This is a genomic window from Tatumella citrea (genome assembly GCF_002163585.1).
In the GTDB taxonomy this organism is placed as follows: domain Bacteria; phylum Pseudomonadota; class Gammaproteobacteria; order Enterobacterales; family Enterobacteriaceae; genus Tatumella; species Tatumella citrea.
Genome location: NZ_CP015579.1, coordinates 4,148,109 through 4,170,623, shown reverse-complemented (window position 1 = coordinate 4,170,623; position 22,515 = coordinate 4,148,109). Strand labels below are relative to the sequence as shown.

Sequence of the window (22,515 nt, the reverse complement as noted above, 5' to 3'; positions counted from 1 at the left end):
GAAGTAGGTCAGTACGCCGATACTAACATTTTTTAGTGATTACTAAATAATAATTGCCAGCTACGGTTTTTTGATTTATATTTTTTAGCGATCACTAAAAAACAAACAAAGGAACGAAAATGAAAGGAATATTTATCGCAGCCATACTGTGCCTGAGTACCCAGCCGCTGTTGTCACACGCAGCGACTGAAATCAACAGTTCGTATCAGGGATCTTTGGTGCGGCTGGGCAGTATCAGTGTTTCAGGAGGCACTATTGATGAGCTGACTCAAAAGCTTTCGGCCAGTGCAGACAAGTATGATGCTGATTATTTTCGAATTACTTCTATGAACACTTCATCCCGTGGATATGCCACAGCGACACTCTACAACACAGCCGTTCGTGACTTATAAAATTCGCTAAACCGATCAGTCAATGGAATAAGGATGTGTAGCTTCACACTCCTGATTGATTACTCTTATTTAAGGGAAATGATTATGAAAAAAAACATCAAAGCGTTATTAGTCGTTTCACATCTGGTATTACTCGGTGTTGGTTTCGCTGCGGGTATTTATGTGTTGCCGGTGTTAACCGCGGAAAAAAATGCCGATTCTGCTGAGATTCTTCAGGTCAGACAAAATGCACGCTATACAGGAGAGTTTGTAAAAAATCAGCAAGGGAGTAATGCCGTCCATTGGGTAGATGGAAAACTGTTTGTTTCCGACCACGGTATTGCCTTTGAAGGCAGCGTTGCCCCCGGGCCGGATTACAAGATTTATCTGACCAAAACTCAGGCTAACGACCGCCAGGAATTCTTAAAAATAAAACCAGATTCACTATATATTGGTGATTTAAAGAATTTCGGTAATTTTAAAAAGAATCTGCCAAACGGGGTCAATATTGATGAATATACCACCGTACAAATCTGGTGTGAAAGATTCAGTCAATTTATCGGTTCAGCTCAGTACCGATAACGGCGGGCCCATTTTTCAGGACGACCGGGGTCCGTCAGGAATAATTTCTGACGAATCCCTGAGCAATCCGGTAAAAGTACCAGTGTTATCGCCGGGTCTGTTGACTGAAATTTCTTCCTGAAAATAACTTTTGGTCCCGGATACCCAATGGCTGAGGCAGGTGCTCATTACAGGTCTGCCCGGCCAGGCAACCAGAGTTAATTTACTCAGCCTGTTATGCAGAAAATCGCCATCAGAAAGATCAACGATGACGGGCTTTGCTTCTGGTAAAAAATCACCAGCAGGGTGCGGGGTTGAGACCGGCTCAGGTATACTACTTTTCTCCTTATAAGTTACCCGGGTTGTTATGGAACGTTTTACCGAAAATCTGATGTATGCCACACGCTGGCTGTTAGCTCCGGTGTATTTAGGTTTGTCGCTGGGATTACTGGCGCTGACAATTAAATTCTTCCAGGAAATTTTTCATGTCCTGCCACATATTCTTTCTGTGACCGAAAATGAGCTGATCCTGCTGCTGTTGTCACTGGTTGATATGTCGCTGGTGGGAGGTTTACTGATTATGGTGATGCTGTCTGGTTACGAAAACTTTATTTCGGCGCTGGATATCGATGAGCATAAAGAGAAACTCAGCTGGCTGGGGAAGATGGATTCCGGCTCGCTGAAAAATAAAGTGGCTGCGTCGATTGTTGCCATCTCCTCGATTCATCTGTTGAGGGTGTTTATGGAGATGCGGGATATCGATAACAGTAAAATTCTCTGGTACATCCTGCTGCATCTGACCTTTGTGTTATCAGCTTTTGTGATGGGATATCTGGATAAAATGTCCCGTGACAGCAAGGCTGGCCATTAGTCATAGCCTGATATGAAAACAAAACGGCCCCGTCATCTGACGGGGCCGTTGCTTTTTCCGGTCTGATTAATTCAGAGCATAAGCAATCACATAATCGCCGACGTTGGTGCGCATAAAGTGATGACCACCGGCCATAATCACCAGATACTGCTTACCGTCTACCGAGTAGGTCATTGGAGTCGCCTGGCCGCCAGCTGGCAGTGTATCGCTCCACAGTTCCTTACCGGTATTGCTGTCATAGGCACGGATTTTGTTGTCAGTCGTCGCAGCAACAAAAGTCAGGCCACCGGCAGTAATAATTGGACCACCGTTATTTGGTGTACCGATATTGATCGGTAATTTGGTGGGTAATCCAAACGGACCATTGTTTTCTGCGCTGCCTAACGGATGCTGCCATACCACTTTCTGGGTATGCATGTTAATGGCAGTAATCATCCCATAAGGTGGTTCGTTACACAGCATCTGAGTGACCGGAGCAAAGAACGGTGACACATTAATTCCGTAAGGGGTGTCCGCCATTGCGCCGTTACCTTCTGCACCACCGCCGGTAGGGTTAAATGCCGGGGAATCGATGGATACCAGACCTTCCTCATCAGCCTTCTTACGGGTAACCAGCTGGTCATACATCGGTGTGTTATTCCAGTTGGCAATTAACAGCCCGGTTTGTGGGTTATAAGCCACACTGCCCCAGTCACTGCCGCCGTTATAGCCCGGGAACTCGATCCACGGTTTGGTCAGTGATGGCGGAGTAAATTCTCCGACATAGTTAGCCTGACGGAATTTGATTCGACATGCCAGTTGGTCAAACAGTGAAATCCCCCACATTTTCGCTTCAGTCAGCGGAGGCATGCCCAGACGTGGCATATTCACAGACCACGGCTGAGTCGGACTGCGTGGATCATCAGAGATGATGCTGGCCGGTGCCGGTTTTTCTTCGACCTGGCTCAGTGGCTGACCGGTAGCACGGTTAAGTACGAAAGTCTGGCCACGTTTAGTCGGAACAATCATCGCCGGAATAGCAGGCTGTCCGTCTTTGCCAGGGAAGTCCATCAGCGTTGGTTGTGAACCCATATCGTAATCCCAGACGTCTTTATGGACGGTCTGGAACACCCATTTTTCATCACCAGTGTTCACATCCAGTGCCACGATAGATGAGGAGACACGGTTTTCGTTCGCGGAACGCATAGCACTGTAATAGTCCGCAGCAGAGTTACCCGTCGGTACATAGACCAGACCCAGTTTGTCGTCGCCGGTCATAGCGGTCCATGAGTTTGGTGTCCCGCGGCTGTAATATTTACCTGCCGCTGGCTCAGTATGGACACCCGGGTTGTTAACATCCCATGCCCATTTAAATTTGCCGGTTTCCGCGTCATAACCACGAATAACCCCGGATGGAGCCCAGCGGCGTTGGCCATCCAGCACTTCATGGTTAACAATGATAACGCCGTTCACAATAGGTACCGGCGAGGTAACAGCAACAAAGCCAGGAACGGTATGGCCCAGACCAGTCAGCAGATTAGTCTGACCGTTATCACCGAACATTGCGCAGGATTCACCGGTCTGAGCATCTACTGCCAGCAGGCGTTCATCCAGGGTACCGACAATCAGGCGGTCATGACATTGTTGCCCTTCAGGCACCACATGAGAGGTGTACCAGGTCAGGCTTTTACAGGCTGCGGTATAAGGAATGCTTTCGTATTTTACACCGCTGTCGTGTTTCCAGATTTGCTTACCGGTTTTGGCATCCAGCTTAATAATATTATTCCGCGCAGAGCAGACGTAGACCGCATCTCCCACTTTAATCGGGGTATTTTCGGCAGCCCATTTATTAATTTGGCCGGGTTGCGGCAGATCGCCGGTACGGTATGTCCATGCCCTGGTCAGTTTGGCCACATTACCGGTGTTAATCTGGTTAAGTGGTGAAAAACGGGTGGCATGAGTATCACGGCCATAGTAGGTCCAGTCACTGTCCGGTTGTGAGTTTGCCGGCGGATTATCCTGAGAGGCCAGCGGAGTATTCGGGGGAGCATCTGTTGACTGGAAGCTCTGGAACGGCACGAAAGCCCACGCAAATGCAGCAATAAAAATCACTACAAATAGCCCGGCAAGGCCACGGCTCAGCGGTTTCTTTTGACCGTTGTTCAGTGATGGCAGAGTCAGAGATAACAGTAAACCCAGTACTGTCAGCAGCGAAAGTCTTGGGATCCAGCCCCAGTAATCGGTGCCACTTTCGTACATGGTCCAAAGTATGGTCACCACATACAGGATATAAAACAGGTGAACACCTGCTGTTTTACCCTTAAACAGCAGTACGGATGAAATCAGCAGAACAATCCCCGAGATCAGGTAATACCAGGAACCCCCCAGGGAAATCAGATAGCCGCCTCCGATAATCAGCGGTATCGCACACAGGAACAGGATAATGGACATTATCCTTACAAATAGTGACACTTTATTCATCGCAACATCCCCAAAGAAGATAAATACCCCTACGTTTAGTAAAGAAATGTAGTTAAAGGTTAAATAAATGTTTACTTTGAGTTTCTGAATATAGCATGCAAATTATTATGTGCCGCTTTTTTTTAAGTGTCATTCCGGAATTTTATGCTGTTTAATCACCACTAAGTGTAATGTTTTATCCATTTGATTGTAGTGATATTTCAGAGAGGGATAGATCCCGGCGATGAAAGAGTTGAGGTATTAAGTTATGAATGTTTCTCTTTAACTTGTTGGTATGTATATGTTTATTTTTTGATTATGAACGGGGTGATTCAACGGGATGAAAGCAGATGGTGGCCGCCAGTGCCCAGGATATTATCTGGTGACGCAGATTTAAGGCAGCAGTAACAGAATCCGTTATGTACCACGAAAAATAACGGATCCGATTTAAAAATAACTGTGACTATTTGTATCAGATATTGATGATTGCCAGGCAATTACCTGGCTGCCGGTCGTGTTCCTGTCAGAGTTGGCATCACCTGTTTTATCAGACTGAAAAAATGGCGTAGTCTGGCCGGATAGTAACTGGCCCAGGGATAAGTTAGCCAAACCGGCAGCGGCGGGGCCTGCCACTCCGGAAGTGGTTCCAGTAAACGGCCCGCGGCAAGATCTTCTTCAACCAGCCATGACGACACCAGGCCTACCCCCATCCCTGCCAGTGCGGCTTTTCTTATGGCATAAATACTGTCACTCGATAATCTCGGGCTGATGGTAATAGTTTTGCTTTGCCCGTCAGGCTGATGTTTCAGGGTGATTTCGGTACGGTAGAAAGTGCTGAGGGAAAGCCAGGGCAGGGCTGCCAGTTGCTCAAGACTTTGTAGTGGTGCGGAACGGTTCAACAGCTCTGGCGTTGCCACAATACGTCGCGGGACCTCAGCAATCTGGATAGCCACCAGTCCCGGGTCGTTGAGAGCACCGACCTGAATTGCACAGTCAATATTTTCGGCGACGAAATCCGGCGTCCGGTCATTCAGCATCCATTCAACATTCAGCGCCGGAGATTTTTGTAGCCAGTCAACCAACGGTTCAATCATCTGATCCTGGCCAAAGGCATGGGGCACGCGAACCCGTAACGTCCCTACGGGTTCGTCATGGGTATTGGTCAGCTCGTCTTCCAGGGCATACCAGTTACCGACCAACTGCCGCGCCCGGCTGTAACAGCGTTCTCCGTCATCGGTCAGCTTTAATGCGTGGGTGGTACGCAGGATAAGTTTCTGACCCAGCATTTTTTCTAATGCCTGTAATCGTCGGCTTACCGTTGGCTGAGTGACTTCCAGCTGGCGGGCGCAGGCCGACAGACTGCCACTTTCCACAATGCGAATAAAGGTTTGCATCAGTTCAATACGGTCGATGCTACCGGCTAAGATTTCTTTCATACGTACCACGTATAACAGTTTTGCTTAATTTGCGTCTACCATGCATTAAAGAGTTCAGGTCTACTTAATGCAACCCTGATTCGGAGAAATTATGATGTCAGCAATCGAGCAGACCATGAACGAAGAAAAATTATCAGCCCCGTTGCTGTTTACTCTGGCTGCTGGTGCCGGACTGACGGTAGCCTCTATTTATTACAGCCAGCCAATGTTGGGAATTATGGGCAAGGAGTTTAATGCCACGAACTCCCAGTCAGGTATGATCCCGATGCTGACCCAGATTGGCTATGCTTTGGGTATTTTACTGTTGACCCCGCTGGGGGACCGGTTTGACCGGCGGAAACTGATTGCACTGAAAGGTGTGTTGCTGGTGGTTGCATTACTGCTGTGTGGTATTTCCCCGGATCTCAATTTATTACTGACTGCCAGCCTGCTCACCGGGCTTGCAGCGACCGTTGCGCAGGACATTGTTCCGGCATCGGCAGCACTGGCTCCGGAACACAGCCGCGGTAAGACAGTCGGTACTGTGATGACCGGTCTGCTGACCGGAATTTTGTTATCACGGGTTGTCAGCGGGTTGATTGGCGAATATCTGGGCTGGCGTAATCTCTATTTTATTGCAGCAGCCTCGGTATTACTGATTACTCTGGCGTTATGGCGGGTTCTGCCAACATTCAGGCCATCGGCACCGGTTCCCTGGACTTCGCTGATGCAGTCGCTGTGGAAACTGTGGCATGAGCACACTACGCTGCGCCGTGCGGCTTATGCTCAGGGATTGTTATCGGTGGCGTTCAGCGCGTTCTGGTCAACCCTGGCATTGATGCTATATCAGGATTTTCATCTGGACAGTGCGGTGGCCGGGGCTTTTGGTCTGGCAGGTGCAGCGGGTGCCCTTGCAGCGCCACTGGCAGGAGGCATGGCTGATCGCATTGGCCCGGCGCGGGTAACCCAGATTGGGGCAGGCCTGGTGATTGTCGCCTTTGCCATTATGTTGCTGATGCCGTTACTGCCGGCTGAGGGAAAACTGGTTCTGATTGTTATCAGTGCAGTTATTTTTGACCTCGGTATTCAGGCTTCACTGGTCGCTCATCAGACCATTGTATTCCGGCTGGTGCCGGAAGCCCGCAGTCGTCTGAATGCGTTGCTGTTCACTACCGTATTTATCGGCATGGCGGCCGGTTCCGCTCTGGGTAGCATGGCATTGACTCATGGTGGCTGGAATGGCGTAGTGATATTGTCAATTCTGGCTGCATTTGCAGCACTGGTGGTTCGTTTGTGCAGTCGCCATCTGCATAATTAATCTCTGTACCGGGGGCGTTGCTCCCGGTATTTATTTTCATGTCATCGCCCCTCTCTTCCGGTCATTCTTTAATCTCAGCATATAAATGAAAATGAGTATCATTTAATTTACTCCCGGCCACTCTGAGTGGTAAAATGCCGGCCAATAATTCACCAACGAATACTTCTTTTGCCATTGCCGGTTACTCTCACTATGAACAGCATATCGTCTGACACCGATGAACGGTCATTCCGGATAGCGGATTTTCGTGAATTCGGCCATCGCTATGCCATCGACTACCGTTTTCCTGACGGGGATGAAGATGAAAGTAGCGATGTCGTCAGGGGACATGTGGAAGAGTGGCGGCTGGCCTCCGGAATGAGTGTGACCCATTCTGATCTGCAAATTCTTCAGCCTTATGAATCAACCTCAGTGGGAAGTTCACCTCTCTATCTGCTGGTCGTGCTGGACGGGCATGTGGATTTGCGACTTAACGGTAAACCTGTGCGGATGTCACCGGGTACAGCTCTGAGCACCCGGCTTGGCAGGCAATCTATCCTCTCCGCCAGCCATCAGAAAGATCAACGGCTGGTGACGGTTTCACTGGGCATTAGCCCTGCACAATGTCAGCCTCCACAACCGCTGTCGTCTCTGCTGGAAAGCTGGCAACGCACTACTACCCCTGTTGCGGTCTGGAATCTGCCTGAATATATGCGGGTAAGTATGCGTTTTGCGATCAGCCGTCAGGCGACGCTGGTCGCCAGAGAGCTGATGCTGGAAGGGCTGATGTTGCAGTTACTGGGGCTGACACTGAACCAACTGAGCCAGCCGGAGGCGTCACGTTTTCTGACACTGCCTGGTGATCATTACCGGCTGGAAGCGGTGCGGCAGTTACTGGAATCCAGCCCGGAAAAAAATCATTCGCTGGAATCTCTGGCCAAAACGGCTGCCATGAGCAGCAGTAGCCTGCGAAGTAAATTCCGCCAGGCGTACGGAGACTCAGTGTTCAATTATCTGCGTGATTGCCGGCTGGCACTGGCGCGTCGTTATCTGCAACAGGGTTACAGTGTGCAGCAGGCGGCCTGGATGTCTGGCTATCAGCATGCTACCAATTTTGCCACAGCATTCCGGCGGCGCTATGGTGTCAGCCCGAGTCATCTGACCTCACAACTGGCCTTCCGCGCGTAAATTTTTGCCAGGGAAATCGGTTTTTGTCGTTTGCCATACGCAACCTGTCACCAGGCATAGTCGCCAGGTCGCCGAACAACGCAATAATAGGCGTCTACTGACAATAAGAAACGGTGATATTTTTTATGGCAAGGCAAGTTAAGGTAGCACACTTTCGTCTGCATTGTTGCGCTCTGGCGGTGACTACCGCATTAGCACTGGCGCCTGCGGTTCAGGCGGCGACCACCGACACCTTAGTGGTGACGGCCAGCGGCAACCAGGGCGACCAACAGAATACAGTCGCTCCTTACATTAACAGTGCAACCAAATCGGCGGTTCCGGAAAGCCGGACCCCGCAGGCTGCGGATTCGATTAGCCATCAGGAAATTGAAAAGCGCCATGCCAATTCGCTGAATGAAATTCTGCGCTACGAGGCGGGCGTTTCCACAGAACTGCGTGGTTCTACCACTTATATGAGCGAATATAAGATTCGTGGTTTCGATGCTGAGCACGAGTATTTTGATGGTCTGGAACTGCCCTACAATGTGGCAGGAAATACCAAAGCGTTCATCGATCCAATTCTGATTGATAAAGTCGATATTCTGAAAGGGCCTTCTTCTGTTCTGTATGGTAATGCCTCCCCGGGTGGCCTGGTGAATATTCAGGGCAAACAGCCACAGTCCCAACAGAGCACTGATATCGGTTTCACTACCGGCAACCGTAGTCTTAAAGAAGGCTATATCGATTCGACCGGGCGTATTGCAGACAGCAACTGGGATTACCGGCTGATTGCCAAAGGCAGTGAAGGCAATGACCAGGCAGTCACCACTAAGCACGAAAGTTATCTGATAGCTCCGTCAGTCAGCTGGCACCCGGACTCTCAAACACGGCTGACGCTGAGTGCGTTATACGAAGATATGCCCAGCCTGACCCCATCGAACCCACTGCCACTGGCCTATCTGCAAAGCGGATATGCGTCGCGCCGTTCTTATGCCGGTGACCACTGGAGCGGATTTAAACAGCGTGAAGGGATGCTGGGTTACAGTTTTGAACATCAGTTCGACAGTGGTTGGGGAGTGGTACAGCGTGCCCGCTATTTCACCCTCGACAGCCATCAGCGCAGTATTTATGCCACGGGTACCGGCAGCAGTGATACCGACCTGTCGCGGTTTGGTTACACTACCGATGAAAGTGTCGACAGCTTTAATATTGATAACCAACTGACCAAAACCTTTAGCTTTGGTGACTGGCAGAACCATCTGCTGGCCGGGTTTGACTATCAGCATCTGAATTCCCATATGACCTGGCGATATGGTACTCAGTATCCTTCCCTCAATATGCTGGACCCTGATTACAGTCAGGTCACCAGTAGCAACCTGGACCTGTATACCGCGACTAATGATCGCCTCAGTTTCAACCAGCGTGGTTATTATCTGCAGGATCAGCTGGAATATGGTGGTCTTAATCTGCTGGCCAGCGCCCGTTATGACGATTACCAGTCAACCACCACTGATTATCTGGATGGCGGCAGCAAAGCCTCTATTGATCAGCATAAAGTCACCAAACGGTTAGGGGCGCTGTATCAGTTCAGCAACGGGATTGCGCCTTATCTGAGTTATTCCGAAGGTTTCCTGCCGGTGTCACCGCAGGGGACTCTGACTGCCAGCGAAGCCAAAGCCACGACCAGCAAGCAACTGGAAGGTGGGATAAAATATCTGCTGTCGGACTATGCCACCACGCTGACAGCGTCGGTCTTCCAGATCAAAGAGAAAAACGTTCTGACGAGCGACTATACCTACACTTCAGCCGGGTTACTTAACTACCGGCAGACCGGAGAGGTTACCTCTAAAGGCGCGGAGTTCGGTGTAGTCAGCCGGCCAACGGACAATGTGAAAATCATTGCCAATTATGCTTATACCCATGCGGTGAATACCAAAGATGACTATTATCAGGGCAAACGCGCCACCCAGGTGCCGTTAAACAGCTTTAATCTGTGGGGCGATTACACCTTTAGTCACGGTGTGCTGAATGGTCTGATGCTGGGTGCAGGTTTGCGTTATTCCGGGAAAAGTGAGATTACGGAAGATAACTCATTACCGCCTGTCGGAGGTAATACTCAGTACGATCTGGCCATCAGCTACGATATGGGTGTGCTGAGCTCATCACTGAAAGGTCTGACGCTGAAAGCCGGCGCCCAGAACCTGACGAATAAGATGACTTTCACTTGTTACAGCAGCAGTTATTGCTGGATTGGCCGTGACCGCAGTTGGCAGATGGGAGCCAGTTACCATTTCTGATTGTTCTGTGGAAATGAACCTTGTAGCGGCTGGCCGGGAAAAGGCTGGCCGCTGTCAGGCTATAACAAGGCGTATTTTTTGACTTTATCAAATAAGGTACTTTTAGCGATCCCCAGAGCTTCTGCTGCCTGAGAGACATTACCGTGATGTTTATTTAATTCAGACACAATCAGGTCTTTTTCGAAATGCTCTACCATTTTTGGTAGTGTCAGCACACTGTCAGAACCGTGGCGACCGGCTTCTCCGGTCATTCCCAGTACACAGCGTTCTGCTTCATTACGTAATTCACGGACATTACCCGGCCAGGGCCAGCTCAGGTAATTTTGCATTTTTACCATATCAATATGCGGGACTTCACGACCAAAGGTCGTGGCGGCGACTTCAGAGAAGTATTTAAATAACAACGGGATGTCCTCCCGGCGTTCGCGCAGTGGCGGTATAGGCAATTCAATTACGTTCAGACGGAAATTCAGGTCAGCGCGAAAACCCCCCTGTTCAGCCAGTAATGCAAGGTCTGCTTTGGTCGCACTAATCACCCGGATATCGACAGGGATCGGCTGATTAGACCCCAGTCGTTCGATCATTCGTTCCTGAAGTACCCGCAGCAGCTTAATCTGCATGGCCATCGGCATACTTTCTATCTCATCAAGAAACAGTGTTCCTCCGTGAGCATATTCAATTTTACCAATCCGTTTTTGAGTCGCACCGGAAAAAGCACCGCGTTCATGACCAAAAATCTCGCTGTCAAACAGGGTTTCCGGCAGGCCCCCACAGTTAAGGGCGACGAAATTACCGGGCCTGCCACTCAGGTCATGGATACAGCGAGCCAGCAGCTCTTTACCGGTGCCGGTTTCTCCGTGAATCAGCACGTTAGCAGGGGTAGCGGCAATATTTCTGACCGTTTCCCGTAATTCACACATTGGCTGTGCGTGGCCGATGAATCGGCTATCCAGGTCACTGACATGCGCCAGCTTTTGGCGCAGTTGTTCAACCTCCAGAGTCAGCCTGCGTTTTTCCAGTGCCCGGCGGACCTGCTGAATCAATGTTTGTGGGGAAAACGGCTTAGGCAGGAAGTCATAGGCGCCACTGCGCATTGCTTCCACGGCCGTCAGAATATCGCCATGTCCGGTGATAATAATGAACGGTATTTGCGAACCGGCTGACTGCATCTGTTGCAGGAAATCCATACCACTCAGTCCAGGCAGCCGCAAATCCGTGATAATGACGCCGGAAAAGGCTGGCGGGAGCATTTTTTTTGCTTCTTCGACCGACTCTGCACCGACAGCAGCGATCTCCTCAAGCTCAAGTGACTGAATACAGCTGGTACGGACCGATTCATCGTCCTCAATAATTAATACATCATAATCAGCCAATGAGATTCTCCTGCTGTTGCGGACTGAGCTGCAGCCTGATGGTAAACCTGGCCCCTCCACTGGCCAGGTTATCTGCGCTCAGATTGCCATGAAAACTTTTAATAATATCTGCTGAAATTGCCAGCCCCAGTCCAAGGCCGGTGGTGGTTTTCGTGGTAAAAAAGGGTTCGAAAATATGGTCAATAATCTCTGCGGACAGACCCGGCCCGTTATCGGATACTTCAATAATAGCTTCAGAATGATAACGGAACAGCCGCAACGAAATGGTCGGGTGTTGACTGCTATCCAGTACATCAATAGCGTTGGCCAGCAGATTGACCAGTACCTGTTCGAGCCGCAGACCATTGCACTGGGCATAGATTTCGTCAGGCGGAAAATCTTTATGTGTCACTATCTGTTTTTTTTCCAGCCGGTGTTTCAGTAGCATCATCACATTATCAATACAGTGGCTCAACCTGACCTGGCTGATGGTCTCATCTGAGGGTCTGGCGAAAGAGCGTAACTGGCCGGTCAGCACACCGATACGGTCAATCAACGCTGCAATCCGGACCAGGTTTTCGCCGACCGCCTGAGTATTCCCCCGTTGCAGAAAAATCAGGGTATTTTCTGAATAGGCGCGGATAGCAGCCAGTGGCTGATTGATTTCATGCGCCAGGCCAGCCGACAGCTGTCCGATGACCGCCAGCTTTTCTGTGCGTATCAGTTCTTTTTGCAGATTGCGTTCCCGCTCTTCAAAGCCCAGCCGTTCCGCAATCTCATTTTCTAATTCGAGGTTTTTGGTCTGTAGTTCACGGCTTCTCTCCGCCACCAGTATTTCCAGATTATTGTAGGCGTTTTTTATCGCGTTATTATTCTCCGCTATCTTACGTACTAGCTTAATTCGCTGGCTGACCAGATAGCCGAAAAAAATCAGGGAGGTCAGTATGCTATCCAGCAAGGCAATTCTTAGCCAGATATCGCGATACACCGGCTGGACGGGCTGCATACCGGTTAAATACATACTGGTGCCGGGGAGCGCCGCGCGGGAGGCCAGATAGCGCTGGCCGTTTATAGTTAAGATACTGAATCCTGGCAGATGATTATCCAGGCTCACTCCGGGTAAAGGTGAAATCTTATAACCCCCAAACTGCCGGGTATTGGCGACGGTTTGCAAATCTTTAGCTTCTGCTACCCCCAGGGTGTGATATTTCCAGTCAGGTATATTAGAAGTAATAATGATCCCGCTGGCCTCGGAAAGTGTCAGCGGCTCACTGGCCGGTGCATCGGCGATAAATAGCTGGTCCATATTGATTTTTAGAACCAGTACGCCAATATTTTTCCCTCTGACGGTCATGCGGGTTGAAAGATAATAGCCGGGCATATTTTCCGTGGTCCCCACCGCATAAAATGTCATCACTTTGCCACTGACGGCCTCGCGGAAATAAGGGCGGAAGGAAATATCATGGCCACGTAATGCATTTGGCCCGGAAGACTGCTCCGACGCGACAATAATACCTGAGGTTGAAGCAAGGAATACCTGGTCGGCACCAATCGCCTGGCTGATATCGCGCAGTTTCTGACTGACCTGCTGATAAGGTATGGTTTGCGGTGCGATAAGATAATTTTGCAAATCGCTGTCAATTGCCAGAGTCAGTGGCAGGTAGCGATATTTATCCAGATTTCGTTCGAAGATATTAATTTTACGTTGCAGGTTATTCCGGATTTGTGTGCTGGTATTTTCCAGCATCACCGGTAACAGATAATGATAGCTCAGCCAGTCGGCCAGCAGAATGGCGAGTGACATAATCAACAGTAGTATCAGGCTGTTACGAGAGAAGTTAAAAAAACCATTAGCGGCAGAGCGTTTATTCTGTTGCTGAAGCATCACCCGGTGTCCTGCTGACTCATTGTGTTGTACGGAACCGGACGTCAGCTTAAGTTCTGACGGCCGGTTCCTCTACTGCCTTTCAGGGGTGATGGCGTAACTCAATAAATATTGAGCAGGACGATGGTCAACACCGCCATCACCAGACGCGAAACGGCATAGCCGACAGTGTAACCAATCGCCGGTACGCTGCTTTTAGCTGCATCCTGTATGGCTCCCAGTGCAGCGGTGGTAGAACGGGCACCGGCACAGACGCCAAACAAAATTCCCGGATGAAAACGGAACACATAGCGTCCCAGTATCAGCCCCAGTATTAGCGGTACCAGTGTAACAATGATCCCACAGATAAATAAGGGTAATCCGTAATGTTTCAGCCCGCCGATAAAGCCGGAAGCGGCATTAATACCGACAATAGCAATAAAACCATTCAGACCCAGATTGTTCAGTAACCAGATAGCGGGATTAGCGATTTTACCAAAGGTACGTTTTACAGACCGGATGTATCCGCAAATCACCCCTGCGACAATCGCACCGACATTGGTTCCGAGGCTTAACGGAATACCGCCGACATGGATGGTAATAGCGCCAATCAGACAACCAATTGCAATACCGGCGCACATAAACATTAAATCAGAACTGTTAGTGTTACGGTCGGCATAACCGGTTTTGGCCGCCAGTTCCGCCACATCTTTGCCTGCGCCTTTCACTGTAAGTACATCGCCAGCTTTTAGTGCTAAATCGATATCCGGTGGCAGAATTTCATCCGCTCTGGTCACTGACAGCAGAAAAATACCGTGGCCGGGACGGCTGAACTCGTTGTACAGCAAATCGCCGAGGGTTTTACCACGTGCCGCCTGTTTACTCAGCACAATGTCCAGTTTCTCAGTGGCAAAATTCAGCAGATTAATGTCAGCACTTTCCGGGCCGATCAGTGACTGACTGGCAACGATATCCTGCAGACTGCCTGAGGCGATGATTTCTGCACCGCAGGTCAGCACTGTCTCTGCTTCACACTGAATGACCGGAGACTGTGGCTGATAACGAATACGGCGGATAAACACTTTGTGACCCAGCATTTCCTCTGCCTGTGCCACTGTTTTTTGATCAAAGTCCGGATTTTCTATGGTCAGAGCACGGGCAACGTGGGCGTTGTAAGCGGAGTATTTAATTTCCTGATGATGGCTATGGGTTTTTTCATAATCCTTGCAGGCTTCGGGCAGGTTAATTCCCATCAGTTTAGGGCCAAGGGTGGCCAGAAACCATGCAGAACCTGCAGTACCGAACGGGTAGGTGACTGCGTAGGCTACCGGGAGCAGGGCAGCAGCAGCAGCGGCATTTTGCGACATGACGCTGGAAGCCACGCCAAGGACAGTCGAGTTGGTATACCCACCGGAGAGCAATCCGGCAGTCAGTGCAGTGTCATAGTGGAAAATTTTACCTAAGATCAGCGCGGTACCCAGTCCGGATAAGCAGATGATCACGGTAAAGATCACCTGAGGTAATCCATCACTTTTCAGTGCGCGGATAAATTCCGGTCCGACAGCATAACCCACGGCAAACAGGAACATATCAAAAAATGTTGCTTGCATGACCGGGGAAATATGTAAGCCGAGCTGACCGATCAGCAGGCCGGCAATTAAAGTACTGGTCACCACCCCGAGGCTGAATTTTCGGATTTTGAATGTACCAAACCATGCACCTAATGCCAGAGTCAGGTAAATGGCAATATCGGGGTTTTCATGCAGAGTAGAAATAAAGAAGTTCATGATTTTCTCCTGATGGAAAAAACGGGGCGGATGAGCGCCCCGCAAAACGGTCCCTGAACTAAACCTGAACGGTGAAATTAATAGTGAGGTTTATAAAGCATGGCTTCCAGCCAGCTGCGGATATTCGCCGGACGTTCAGCCTGTGCCAGTCCACTGTCGAACATATATTCAATAATACGCACGGCAGTGGTGATTTCTGTTTCCAGAATATTGTCCTGGCTTGGGTATAACATGCCTTTTTTCTGCATTTCAGGTGTCACCTGTTCAGCAGTGGCATGGGCGGCAACAATAAAACATTCATCATTTAACAGCAGTGGTCTGGCTGCGTAGGTGGCCAGGCCAATAGCAGGATAAATATAGAAATTATTTGCCTGACCCGGCCAGAATGTTTTGTCATTCATTTCAAATTCAGGGAACTGGACACCGGCAGCAAACAGCGCCTGGCCTTTTGACCACAGGTAAGCCTGTTCAGCAGTACATTCAACTTTGCTGGTGGGGTTGGAAAGTGCAAAAATAACAGGGCGTGAGTTAATCTCGCTCATTTTTTCTACCACTGGCCGGGTAAAGGCACCAGCACTGGTACTGACGCCGAACAGAATGGTTGGTTTGAAATCTTCAATCACCTGAACCAAATCACGGGTAGGCTGAGCATTCAGCGCAAATTGCCGTTGTTCCGGGGTCAGATCCTGGCGGGAGGTTTCGATCAGCCCGTTGATATCCATATAAGCGATCCGGGAGCGGGCCTGCTCTTCAGAAAGGCCTAAATCCTGCAGTTCGGCACAAATCAGTTTACCAATACCGATACCTGCTGAGCCGGCACCATAGAACAGCACCCGTTGCTCTGCCAGATTCGCGCCAGTAATGTTCATCGCGCTGGCGATACCTGCCAGAGCGACGCTGGCAGTGCCCTGAATATCATCGTTGTAACACAGAACTTTATCTTTATAACGGTCCAGATAGCGAATAGCGTCGGTACCTTTCCAGTCTTCGAAATGGATACAGCAACCCGGGAATACGGTTTGTACGGCCTGTACAAACTCTTCAGTGAGTTCATCCAGTTCCTGTTCACTGACCGGAGCTTCGCGGGTACCCAGATACAGTGGATCGGCACGTAGTTTTTCATTAGTGGTACCAATATCGAATAATACTGGCAGCAAACAGTCCGGAGGAACTGCGGCACAGGCAGTGTAAAGCTGCAGTTTACCGATAGGAATGCCCATACCATTCGCACCAATATCACCAAGACCCAGAATGCGTCCGCCGGTAGAAACACAAATAAAACGGACATCTTTTACCGGCCAGTTTTTCAGTACTTCGGCCATACGGCCTTTCATATGGCGGGTGATATACATTCCGCGTGGCCGACGATAGATGTGGCCGAATTCCAGACAGGCGTCCGCAACGATTGGATCATACAGGATCGGGATGAAGCGTTTCGGATCAGACATGACTGTTTTGTAAAACACCACTTCATTACGTTCTTCAAGGCCAATCAGATAAATATAACGCTCAAGATCATCTTTTTTACTGTCCAGGTGATTCAGTACACGACGTACCTGAAGGTCGAGAGATTCTACAGAAGGAGGCAATAACCCTTCCAGGCCGTTATTTTTACGCTCCTGTTCATTAAACGCGGTGCCTTTATTATTGGCCGCATTATGCAGTAAATCGATACCGGAAAGAGTTGTAGTTTCCATAGACATGATATAGCTCCTGTAAACAATAGAATTAAAATCATTGAATAACACTCACGCTGGTATCTATTGCAACTGGCGTACCAATGTTTACTTTAAAATACCCTTATGAAAAATATGGGTTTTTTATTTTAAGTCTTCAGGGAAAGTCCGGAATTCCGGAAATTCAAACTAATTTACTGCTGGATAACCGGCAGGGAATATTTTTTATACGTTGGGCCAGGTTAAATTAATGTATAAAACTGAAGCCCAACGTTAAAATACAATCGCGATATTTAGCATTTTTATAAGCTTCAGGCTAAACCGGAAATAGACGATTATTTTGCGTTTCATAGGTGGAAGATTTTTTTTTAAATAATTTTCAGGCCGAAGATCGAAAATATTTCTTCCGGACGTTTTTCGAACATCTATCGGCAGAATGATCAGTCTCTGCCGGAAAAGTACCTGCAGTTTTTCCGGTTTTCCGTCCTGCAGGATGTTACCAGGTGATCAGACACACCTGAAAGGCGATACAGGGGAGTATTTTGGGGCTTCAGTTAGCTGTTTATCTGTCGGGGCGATAGCGCCAGTCAGAGAGATATCTGTCGTGGTGGCAGCTGCTGATATCCTGTAGGTAACATTCTCTGGAACAAAAATTCATTAATCGAAATATTAAAATCTGCTGTAATAGCTCAGGATGACGCCACAGTTGCAGTGAAACCCGGTAAATTTTGTTATTACCGGTCAGTGCCAGACGCTTGCAGTCCACGCCCTGGTAGCCTGAAATACCGGAGAGATACAATGATCTCACTACAAATAAAATTGCACCGTTGCGAATCTGGTTATTTATGCTGCTTTATGACGTGAATTACCGTTTTTTCACATTTTTTGCCTGGTGGGTTTCATCTGAATTTATAATTCTTTAGAATTTTGTACATTCTTAATATTGTCAGAATATTATGTATTTGTTCTATTTTGGTCATAAATACTAAATCAATGTTAGCAAAGGGTTAAAGGAATAGTAAGTAATGAAAATGAGCACCTCAAAGACACGCGCTAAACATATTCGTTTTCCGCACCATATGCTGGAGGATATTCAGGAATCGTTGAAGAAAGAGAGCAGCGAAAACTTTTCTGCCTGGGTAATCGAAGCCTGTCGTATCCGGCTGAGAAAGAGCACCTGATCTTTCAGAGCCGCTACCGGTATTATTGTGGCTATCCTGTAGGTACTACAATCGTGCTGTGACTGTTTTCCCGGACGGAGGGAATTGTCCGGAACCCATCAGAAGTTCTGCCAGAACAGATTTCTCTCTGGTATCGTCGTTGATACCCGCCAAATGATACCGGTTTCATCGCTATAGCAGCATCGCTTTCCCGCACACGGTCTTGCCCTGTTTAACCCCCGATCATTTTTTATCTGAGCCGATCTGGCTCACAAATATTCTGCTCCGTATGGCCAAAACATGATGCACCTCGATTTTCAGAGGTTAAGTTGCTCTATTGTTACAATATGTTGCTAAGTTGTTTCTGTTGCGTCTGATTATTTCAAATTATTTCATCAGAGATAAGCCTTCTCAGTAAAGGCAGGTCAGTAAACCGGTAACTGGGCAGGTATCCGTGGGATTTATTGAGTAATGTCGGGGGTTTTATTGTGTTAACTGTGCTGGGTTTTGCAATGGTCGTCTGCTTTATGTATTTGATCATGACTAAACGGATGTCGGCTCTGATTGCCTTGATCATCGTGCCAACTCTTTTTGCACTGGCAGGGGGATTTTATCAGGGGCTAGGTGAGATGATGCTGGATGGGGTAAAAAAACTGGCCCCGACCGGAGTCATGCTGACATTCTCCATCCTTTACTTTGGTCTGATGATTGATGCCGGGCTGTTTAACCCACTGGTTCGCTTTATTCTGAAAATCGTCCGGGGGGATCCGTTAAGAGTTTTGGCCGGGACTGCTATTCTGACCCTGCTGGTTTCACTCGACGGAGACAGTTCAACGACCTATATGATTGCTATTGCTGCCTTTTTACCACTGTACCGCAAACTGGGGATGAATATCCTGGCAATGACCTGTCTGGTTAATCTGGCCAGTGGCATTATGAATCTGTCACCGTGGGGAGGCCCTACCGCCCGGGCAGCAGCAGCCCTCAGAATTGATGCGTTGGATATCTTTATCCCAATGATACCTGCCATGCTGTTGGCTTGCTGTTCACTGGTAGGGGTGGCGGTGTGGTTTGGCCTGCGGGAGCGTCGTCGGCTGGGCGTTATATCGCCTGAAAACTTGTTTACAGACTCTGCTGCTTCAGGGATGCCAGACGACGAATCCGGCTCAGAACATCTCCGGCCAAAAATGTTCTGGCCAAACCTGATACTGACGACGGTGTTACTGGTGATGTTGGTGATGGGGACGTTGCCTATTCAGATCCTGTTTATGCTGGCATTTGCTGTCGCTGCGATGCTGAATTACCCCTCTCTTGCACAGCAGAAAGAGAGAATTGCCGCACATGCCGGTAACGTACTGGCAGTAACCTCGTTAATTTTTGCCGCAGGGGTTTTTACCGGAATTTTATCGGGGACAGGGATGGTCGATGCGATGGCGAAAAGCCTGTTATCTGTCATTCCACATAGCTTTGGGCCGTACCTTGCTATTTTCACTGCGCTGATCAGTCTGCCGTTTACCTTTTTTATGTCAAATGACGCGTTTTACTTCGGCATTTTGCCGGTGATTTCTCAGACTGCAGAAGGGTATGGGATTTCAGCAGAGGAAATTGCCAGAGCTTCGATTGTCGGACAACCATTCCATTTACTGAGCCCACTGGTTCCTTCGGTCTATCTGCTGGTCGGTCTGGCCAAAGTAGACATCGGAGACCACCAACGTTTTTCTATCAAGTGGGGGATCTTCATCAGTCTGGCATTGTTGGTAGGTGGAATTATCTTTGGTGCTATCCCGGTTTACCATCAGGGGTAAGCACGAAAATTATTCAGCAGCAGAAAGGGAATCAATAAACAGCTGCAGGATAGCATTAGGCTGCCGCCCTTTGCGGGTTGCCAGCGCGATGGTATGGGTGAAATGTAGCAGTTGTGGTGCGACTGGTCGCATCAGACCTTTTTCCTGCCAGTGGGCGGCATAATGATCCGGCAAAAAGCCAATAAAGCGCCCGGTGAGGATCAGAAAAGCGATACCTTCCCGGTCAGATGCGGTGGCTGTACAGTTCAGCAACTGATGCAGGCGGACGGTTTCGGCCGTCATTCGTTCGGCCGGAGCGATGGCGTCATAACGGTGTAATTCACCCGGAGCGATTTCATCACCACGATAAAAAAGTGGATGTGTATGGCTGCAATACAGCGACGATTTTTCCTCGTATAACGGCAGATAATCCAGCCCTGACAGCGGGGAAGTCAAAGGCAGGGCGCCCACATGATAGCGGCCATCCATCAGAGCCTGCTCAATTTCGGTAGGGGTGGTCATGGTCAGTGAAATATGAATCCCCGGTCCCTGGCTACGCAGACTCTCCAGCGCATGAGTGAGTTTCATCATTGGCTGGGTGACCAGATTATTGATAATACCGATATTGAAATCACCGCGCAGTTGCTTGTGCATCTGGTTGACCTGCTGACGGAATGTCTCGATAGAAGCCATCATGGTTTCGCTGAGCTGCAACACTTCCCGCCCTTCAGCGGTGAGAGAAAATCCTCCCCGACCACGCTGACATAGCCGCATTCCCAGACGCTTTTCCAGATCACTCATATGCTGACTGATTGCCGGGCGGGAAATCCCCAGTATTCCTTCAGCGGCAGAAAAGCTGCCACAGCCAGCGACTGTCCGGAAAATCCTCAGCAATTTAAGGTCAAAGTCACTGACCCGGGCAAGGGATAAGCTTTTCATATAGGTAAGTATTTCTATAACTAAAGATATGGTTTTATGGATTTAACTTAACTATCGATTGATTGCAAACTGTTCTTAATCTAGTTTATGAGGAATCACCATGTCTGAGTCAATTGATACTTCTGCTCTTAATTTGCAGTCTCACTGGATGCCATTCAGTGCTAACCGTAACTTTCAACGCGACCCGCGTTTTATTGTCTCTGCGCAGGGGCGCTGGCTGACCGACGATAAAGGGCGTCAACTGTTTGACAGCCTGTCAGGACTTTGGACCTGTGGTGCCGGGCACTGTCGCAGTGAGATCCAGCAAGCGGTAGCCAAACAGCTCGGTTCACTGGATTATGCTCCGGCCTTTCAGTACGGACATCCGCTGTCATTTAAACTGGCAGAGAAGATTGCAGAGCGTATGCCTGGTGATCTGAATCATGTATTTTTCACCGGCTCAGGCTCAGAATCTGCCGACACTGCGGTCAAAATGGCTCGTGGTTACTGGCGTGCTAAAGGGCAGCCGGCGAAAACCAAATTTATCGGCCGCGCCCGTGGTTATCATGGCGTCAATATTGCCGGAACCAGCCTTGGCGGGATCGGTGGTAACCGTAAGATGTTTGGTCAGTTTATGGATGTTGACCATCTGCCACATACCCTGCAAACCGATCAGGCTTTTACGCCGGGTATGGCCGCAACTGGCGGAGTGGAATTAGCTAACGAGATGTTGAAGCTGATTGAACTGCATGATGCTTCCAACATTGCCGCAGTCATTGTTGAACCGTTGTCCGGATCGGCTGGAGCAATCATTCCGCCGCAAGGCTATCTGCAACGGCTTCGTGAAATCTGCGATCAACACAATATTCTGCTGATTTTTGATGAGGTCATCACCGGATTTGGCCGGATGGGTCGCTGGACTGGAGCTGAATACTTTGGTGTTACACCGGATATTCTGAATTTTGCCAAACAAATCACCAACGGCGCGATCCCGATGGGTGGGGTGGTTGCCAGCAGTGAAATCTATCACACCTATATGTCACAGGCATTGCCGGAACATTCAGTAGAGTTCGGACATGGCTACACTTACTCCGGGCATCCGGTTGCCTGTGCCGCCGGACTGGCGACTCTGGAACTGCTGGAGAAAGATAATCTGGTTGCTCAGTCAGCCGAGCTGGCACCGGTATTTGAAAGCGCGCTGCATAATCTGCGCAGCTGCCCGAATGTGATCGATATTCGTAACTGCGGGCTGGTTGGGGCTATTCAGCTGGCACCTCGTGACGGAGATGCGGTAATCCGGCCATTCGATGCAGGAATGGCATTATGGAAAGCCGGGTTTTATGTCCGGTTCGGCGGCGATACCTTACAGTTTGGCCCGATGTTTAATACCCGCCCTGAAGAACTGGATCGCTTGTTCGATGCAGTGGGTGAATCTCTGCATCAGATCGCCTGACAGGGTAGCGCGTCAGTAGCTTTCTGAAGAACATCCTGATGGCCGGGTTAATACCCGGCCTGTGTTTTATGGCCCTAAGCAAAACTGACGCTCTTTCCTCCGG

Annotated in this window: 16 protein-coding genes; 9 read left to right on the top strand and 7 right to left on the bottom strand. The window is 49.2% G+C overall.

What is annotated here, in order from left to right; translation table 11 throughout:
* Window positions 1–119 precede the first annotated feature (119 nt).
* The 3 genes from A7K98_RS19755 to A7K98_RS19745 all read left to right on the top strand — a co-directional run bounded on the left by A7K98_RS19755 (window position 120) and on the right by A7K98_RS19745 (window position 1,803).
* Window positions 120–392 carry a YdgH/BhsA/McbA family protein gene (locus A7K98_RS19755; protein ID WP_087490072.1) on the top strand — a complete coding sequence of 91 codons (273 nt, stop codon included), beginning with the start codon at window positions 120–122 and terminating at the stop codon, window positions 390–392.
* A gap of 84 nt (window positions 393–476) precedes the next feature.
* Window positions 477–953, top strand: coding sequence for a DM13 domain-containing protein (locus tag A7K98_RS19750; protein ID WP_087490071.1), 477 nt, complete (start codon window positions 477–479; stop codon window positions 951–953).
* Window positions 954–1,299: 346 nt separating this feature from the next.
* Complete coding sequence (locus tag A7K98_RS19745) at window positions 1,300–1,803, top strand: TIGR00645 family protein (RefSeq protein ID WP_087490070.1); 504 nt, start codon at window positions 1,300–1,302, stop codon at window positions 1,801–1,803.
* 66 nt (window positions 1,804–1,869) lie between these two features.
* Here the strand turns inward: A7K98_RS19745 and A7K98_RS19740 are convergent, their stop codons facing one another.
* Window positions 1,870–4,263 (bottom strand): membrane-bound PQQ-dependent dehydrogenase, glucose/quinate/shikimate family, encoded by a 2,394-nt coding sequence (locus tag A7K98_RS19740; protein WP_087490069.1) that lies wholly within the window; start codon window positions 4,261–4,263, stop codon window positions 1,870–1,872.
* A 476-nt stretch (window positions 4,264–4,739) separates the two neighbouring features.
* Window positions 4,740–5,678 (bottom strand): LysR family transcriptional regulator, encoded by a 939-nt coding sequence (locus A7K98_RS19735; RefSeq protein WP_087490068.1) that lies wholly within the window; start codon window positions 5,676–5,678, stop codon window positions 4,740–4,742.
* Window positions 5,679–5,772: 94 nt separating this feature from the next.
* Here A7K98_RS19735 and A7K98_RS19730 point away from each other — a divergent pair, with 94 nt between their 5' ends.
* The 3 genes from A7K98_RS19730 to A7K98_RS19720 all read left to right on the top strand — a co-directional run bounded on the left by A7K98_RS19730 (window position 5,773) and on the right by A7K98_RS19720 (window position 10,418).
* Complete coding sequence (locus tag A7K98_RS19730; protein ID WP_087490614.1) at window positions 5,773–6,975, top strand: MFS transporter; 1,203 nt, start codon at window positions 5,773–5,775, stop codon at window positions 6,973–6,975.
* A gap of 765 nt (window positions 6,976–7,740) precedes the next feature.
* A complete protein-coding gene (locus A7K98_RS21755; RefSeq protein WP_407703127.1) occupies window positions 7,741–8,142 on the top strand; it encodes a helix-turn-helix transcriptional regulator in 402 nt (133 codons plus the stop codon).
* A gap of 125 nt (window positions 8,143–8,267) precedes the next feature.
* Window positions 8,268–10,418 carry a TonB-dependent siderophore receptor gene (locus A7K98_RS19720; protein WP_087490066.1) on the top strand — a complete coding sequence of 717 codons (2,151 nt, stop codon included), beginning with the start codon at window positions 8,268–8,270 and terminating at the stop codon, window positions 10,416–10,418.
* A 59-nt stretch (window positions 10,419–10,477) separates the two neighbouring features.
* Here the strand turns inward: A7K98_RS19720 and A7K98_RS19715 are convergent, their stop codons facing one another.
* From A7K98_RS19715 to A7K98_RS19700, 4 genes are all read right to left on the bottom strand, one after another.
* Complete coding sequence (locus tag A7K98_RS19715; protein WP_087490065.1) at window positions 10,478–11,791, bottom strand: sigma-54-dependent transcriptional regulator; 1,314 nt, start codon at window positions 11,789–11,791, stop codon at window positions 10,478–10,480.
* The gene (locus A7K98_RS19710) at window positions 11,784–13,655 is read right to left on the bottom strand and encodes a sensor histidine kinase (RefSeq protein WP_087490064.1); all 1,872 of its coding nucleotides are present in this window, start codon (window positions 13,653–13,655) and stop codon (window positions 11,784–11,786) included. Before A7K98_RS19710 ends, A7K98_RS19715 begins: the two co-directional genes overlap by 8 nt.
* A gap of 101 nt (window positions 13,656–13,756) precedes the next feature.
* Complete coding sequence (locus tag A7K98_RS19705) at window positions 13,757–15,421, bottom strand: aspartate:alanine exchanger family transporter (protein ID WP_087490063.1); 1,665 nt, start codon at window positions 15,419–15,421, stop codon at window positions 13,757–13,759.
* Window positions 15,422–15,498: 77 nt separating this feature from the next.
* Window positions 15,499–17,124 (bottom strand): NAD-dependent malic enzyme, encoded by a 1,626-nt coding sequence (locus A7K98_RS19700; RefSeq protein ID WP_087490062.1) that lies wholly within the window; start codon window positions 17,122–17,124, stop codon window positions 15,499–15,501.
* Window positions 17,125–18,122: 998 nt separating this feature from the next.
* Here A7K98_RS19700 and A7K98_RS19690 point away from each other — a divergent pair.
* Both A7K98_RS19690 and A7K98_RS19685 read left to right on the top strand, forming a co-directional pair.
* Entirely contained in the window at window positions 18,123–18,278 is a 156-nt protein-coding gene (locus tag A7K98_RS19690) for a YlcI/YnfO family protein (protein ID WP_087490060.1), read from the top strand.
* A gap of 467 nt (window positions 18,279–18,745) precedes the next feature.
* The gene (locus A7K98_RS19685) at window positions 18,746–20,062 is read left to right on the top strand and encodes a CitMHS family transporter (RefSeq protein WP_087490613.1); all 1,317 of its coding nucleotides are present in this window, start codon (window positions 18,746–18,748) and stop codon (window positions 20,060–20,062) included.
* A gap of 9 nt (window positions 20,063–20,071) precedes the next feature.
* Here A7K98_RS19685 and A7K98_RS19680 read toward each other — a convergent pair whose 3' ends face one another.
* Window positions 20,072–20,980, bottom strand: a complete 909-nt coding sequence (locus tag A7K98_RS19680) for a LysR family transcriptional regulator (RefSeq protein WP_087490059.1) — start codon at window positions 20,978–20,980, stop codon at window positions 20,072–20,074.
* A gap of 100 nt (window positions 20,981–21,080) precedes the next feature.
* Between A7K98_RS19680 and A7K98_RS19675 the strand changes: the two genes are divergently transcribed.
* Window positions 21,081–22,412 carry an aspartate aminotransferase family protein gene (locus A7K98_RS19675; RefSeq protein WP_087490058.1) on the top strand — a complete coding sequence of 444 codons (1,332 nt, stop codon included), beginning with the start codon at window positions 21,081–21,083 and terminating at the stop codon, window positions 22,410–22,412.
* Window positions 22,413–22,515 lie beyond the last annotated feature (103 nt).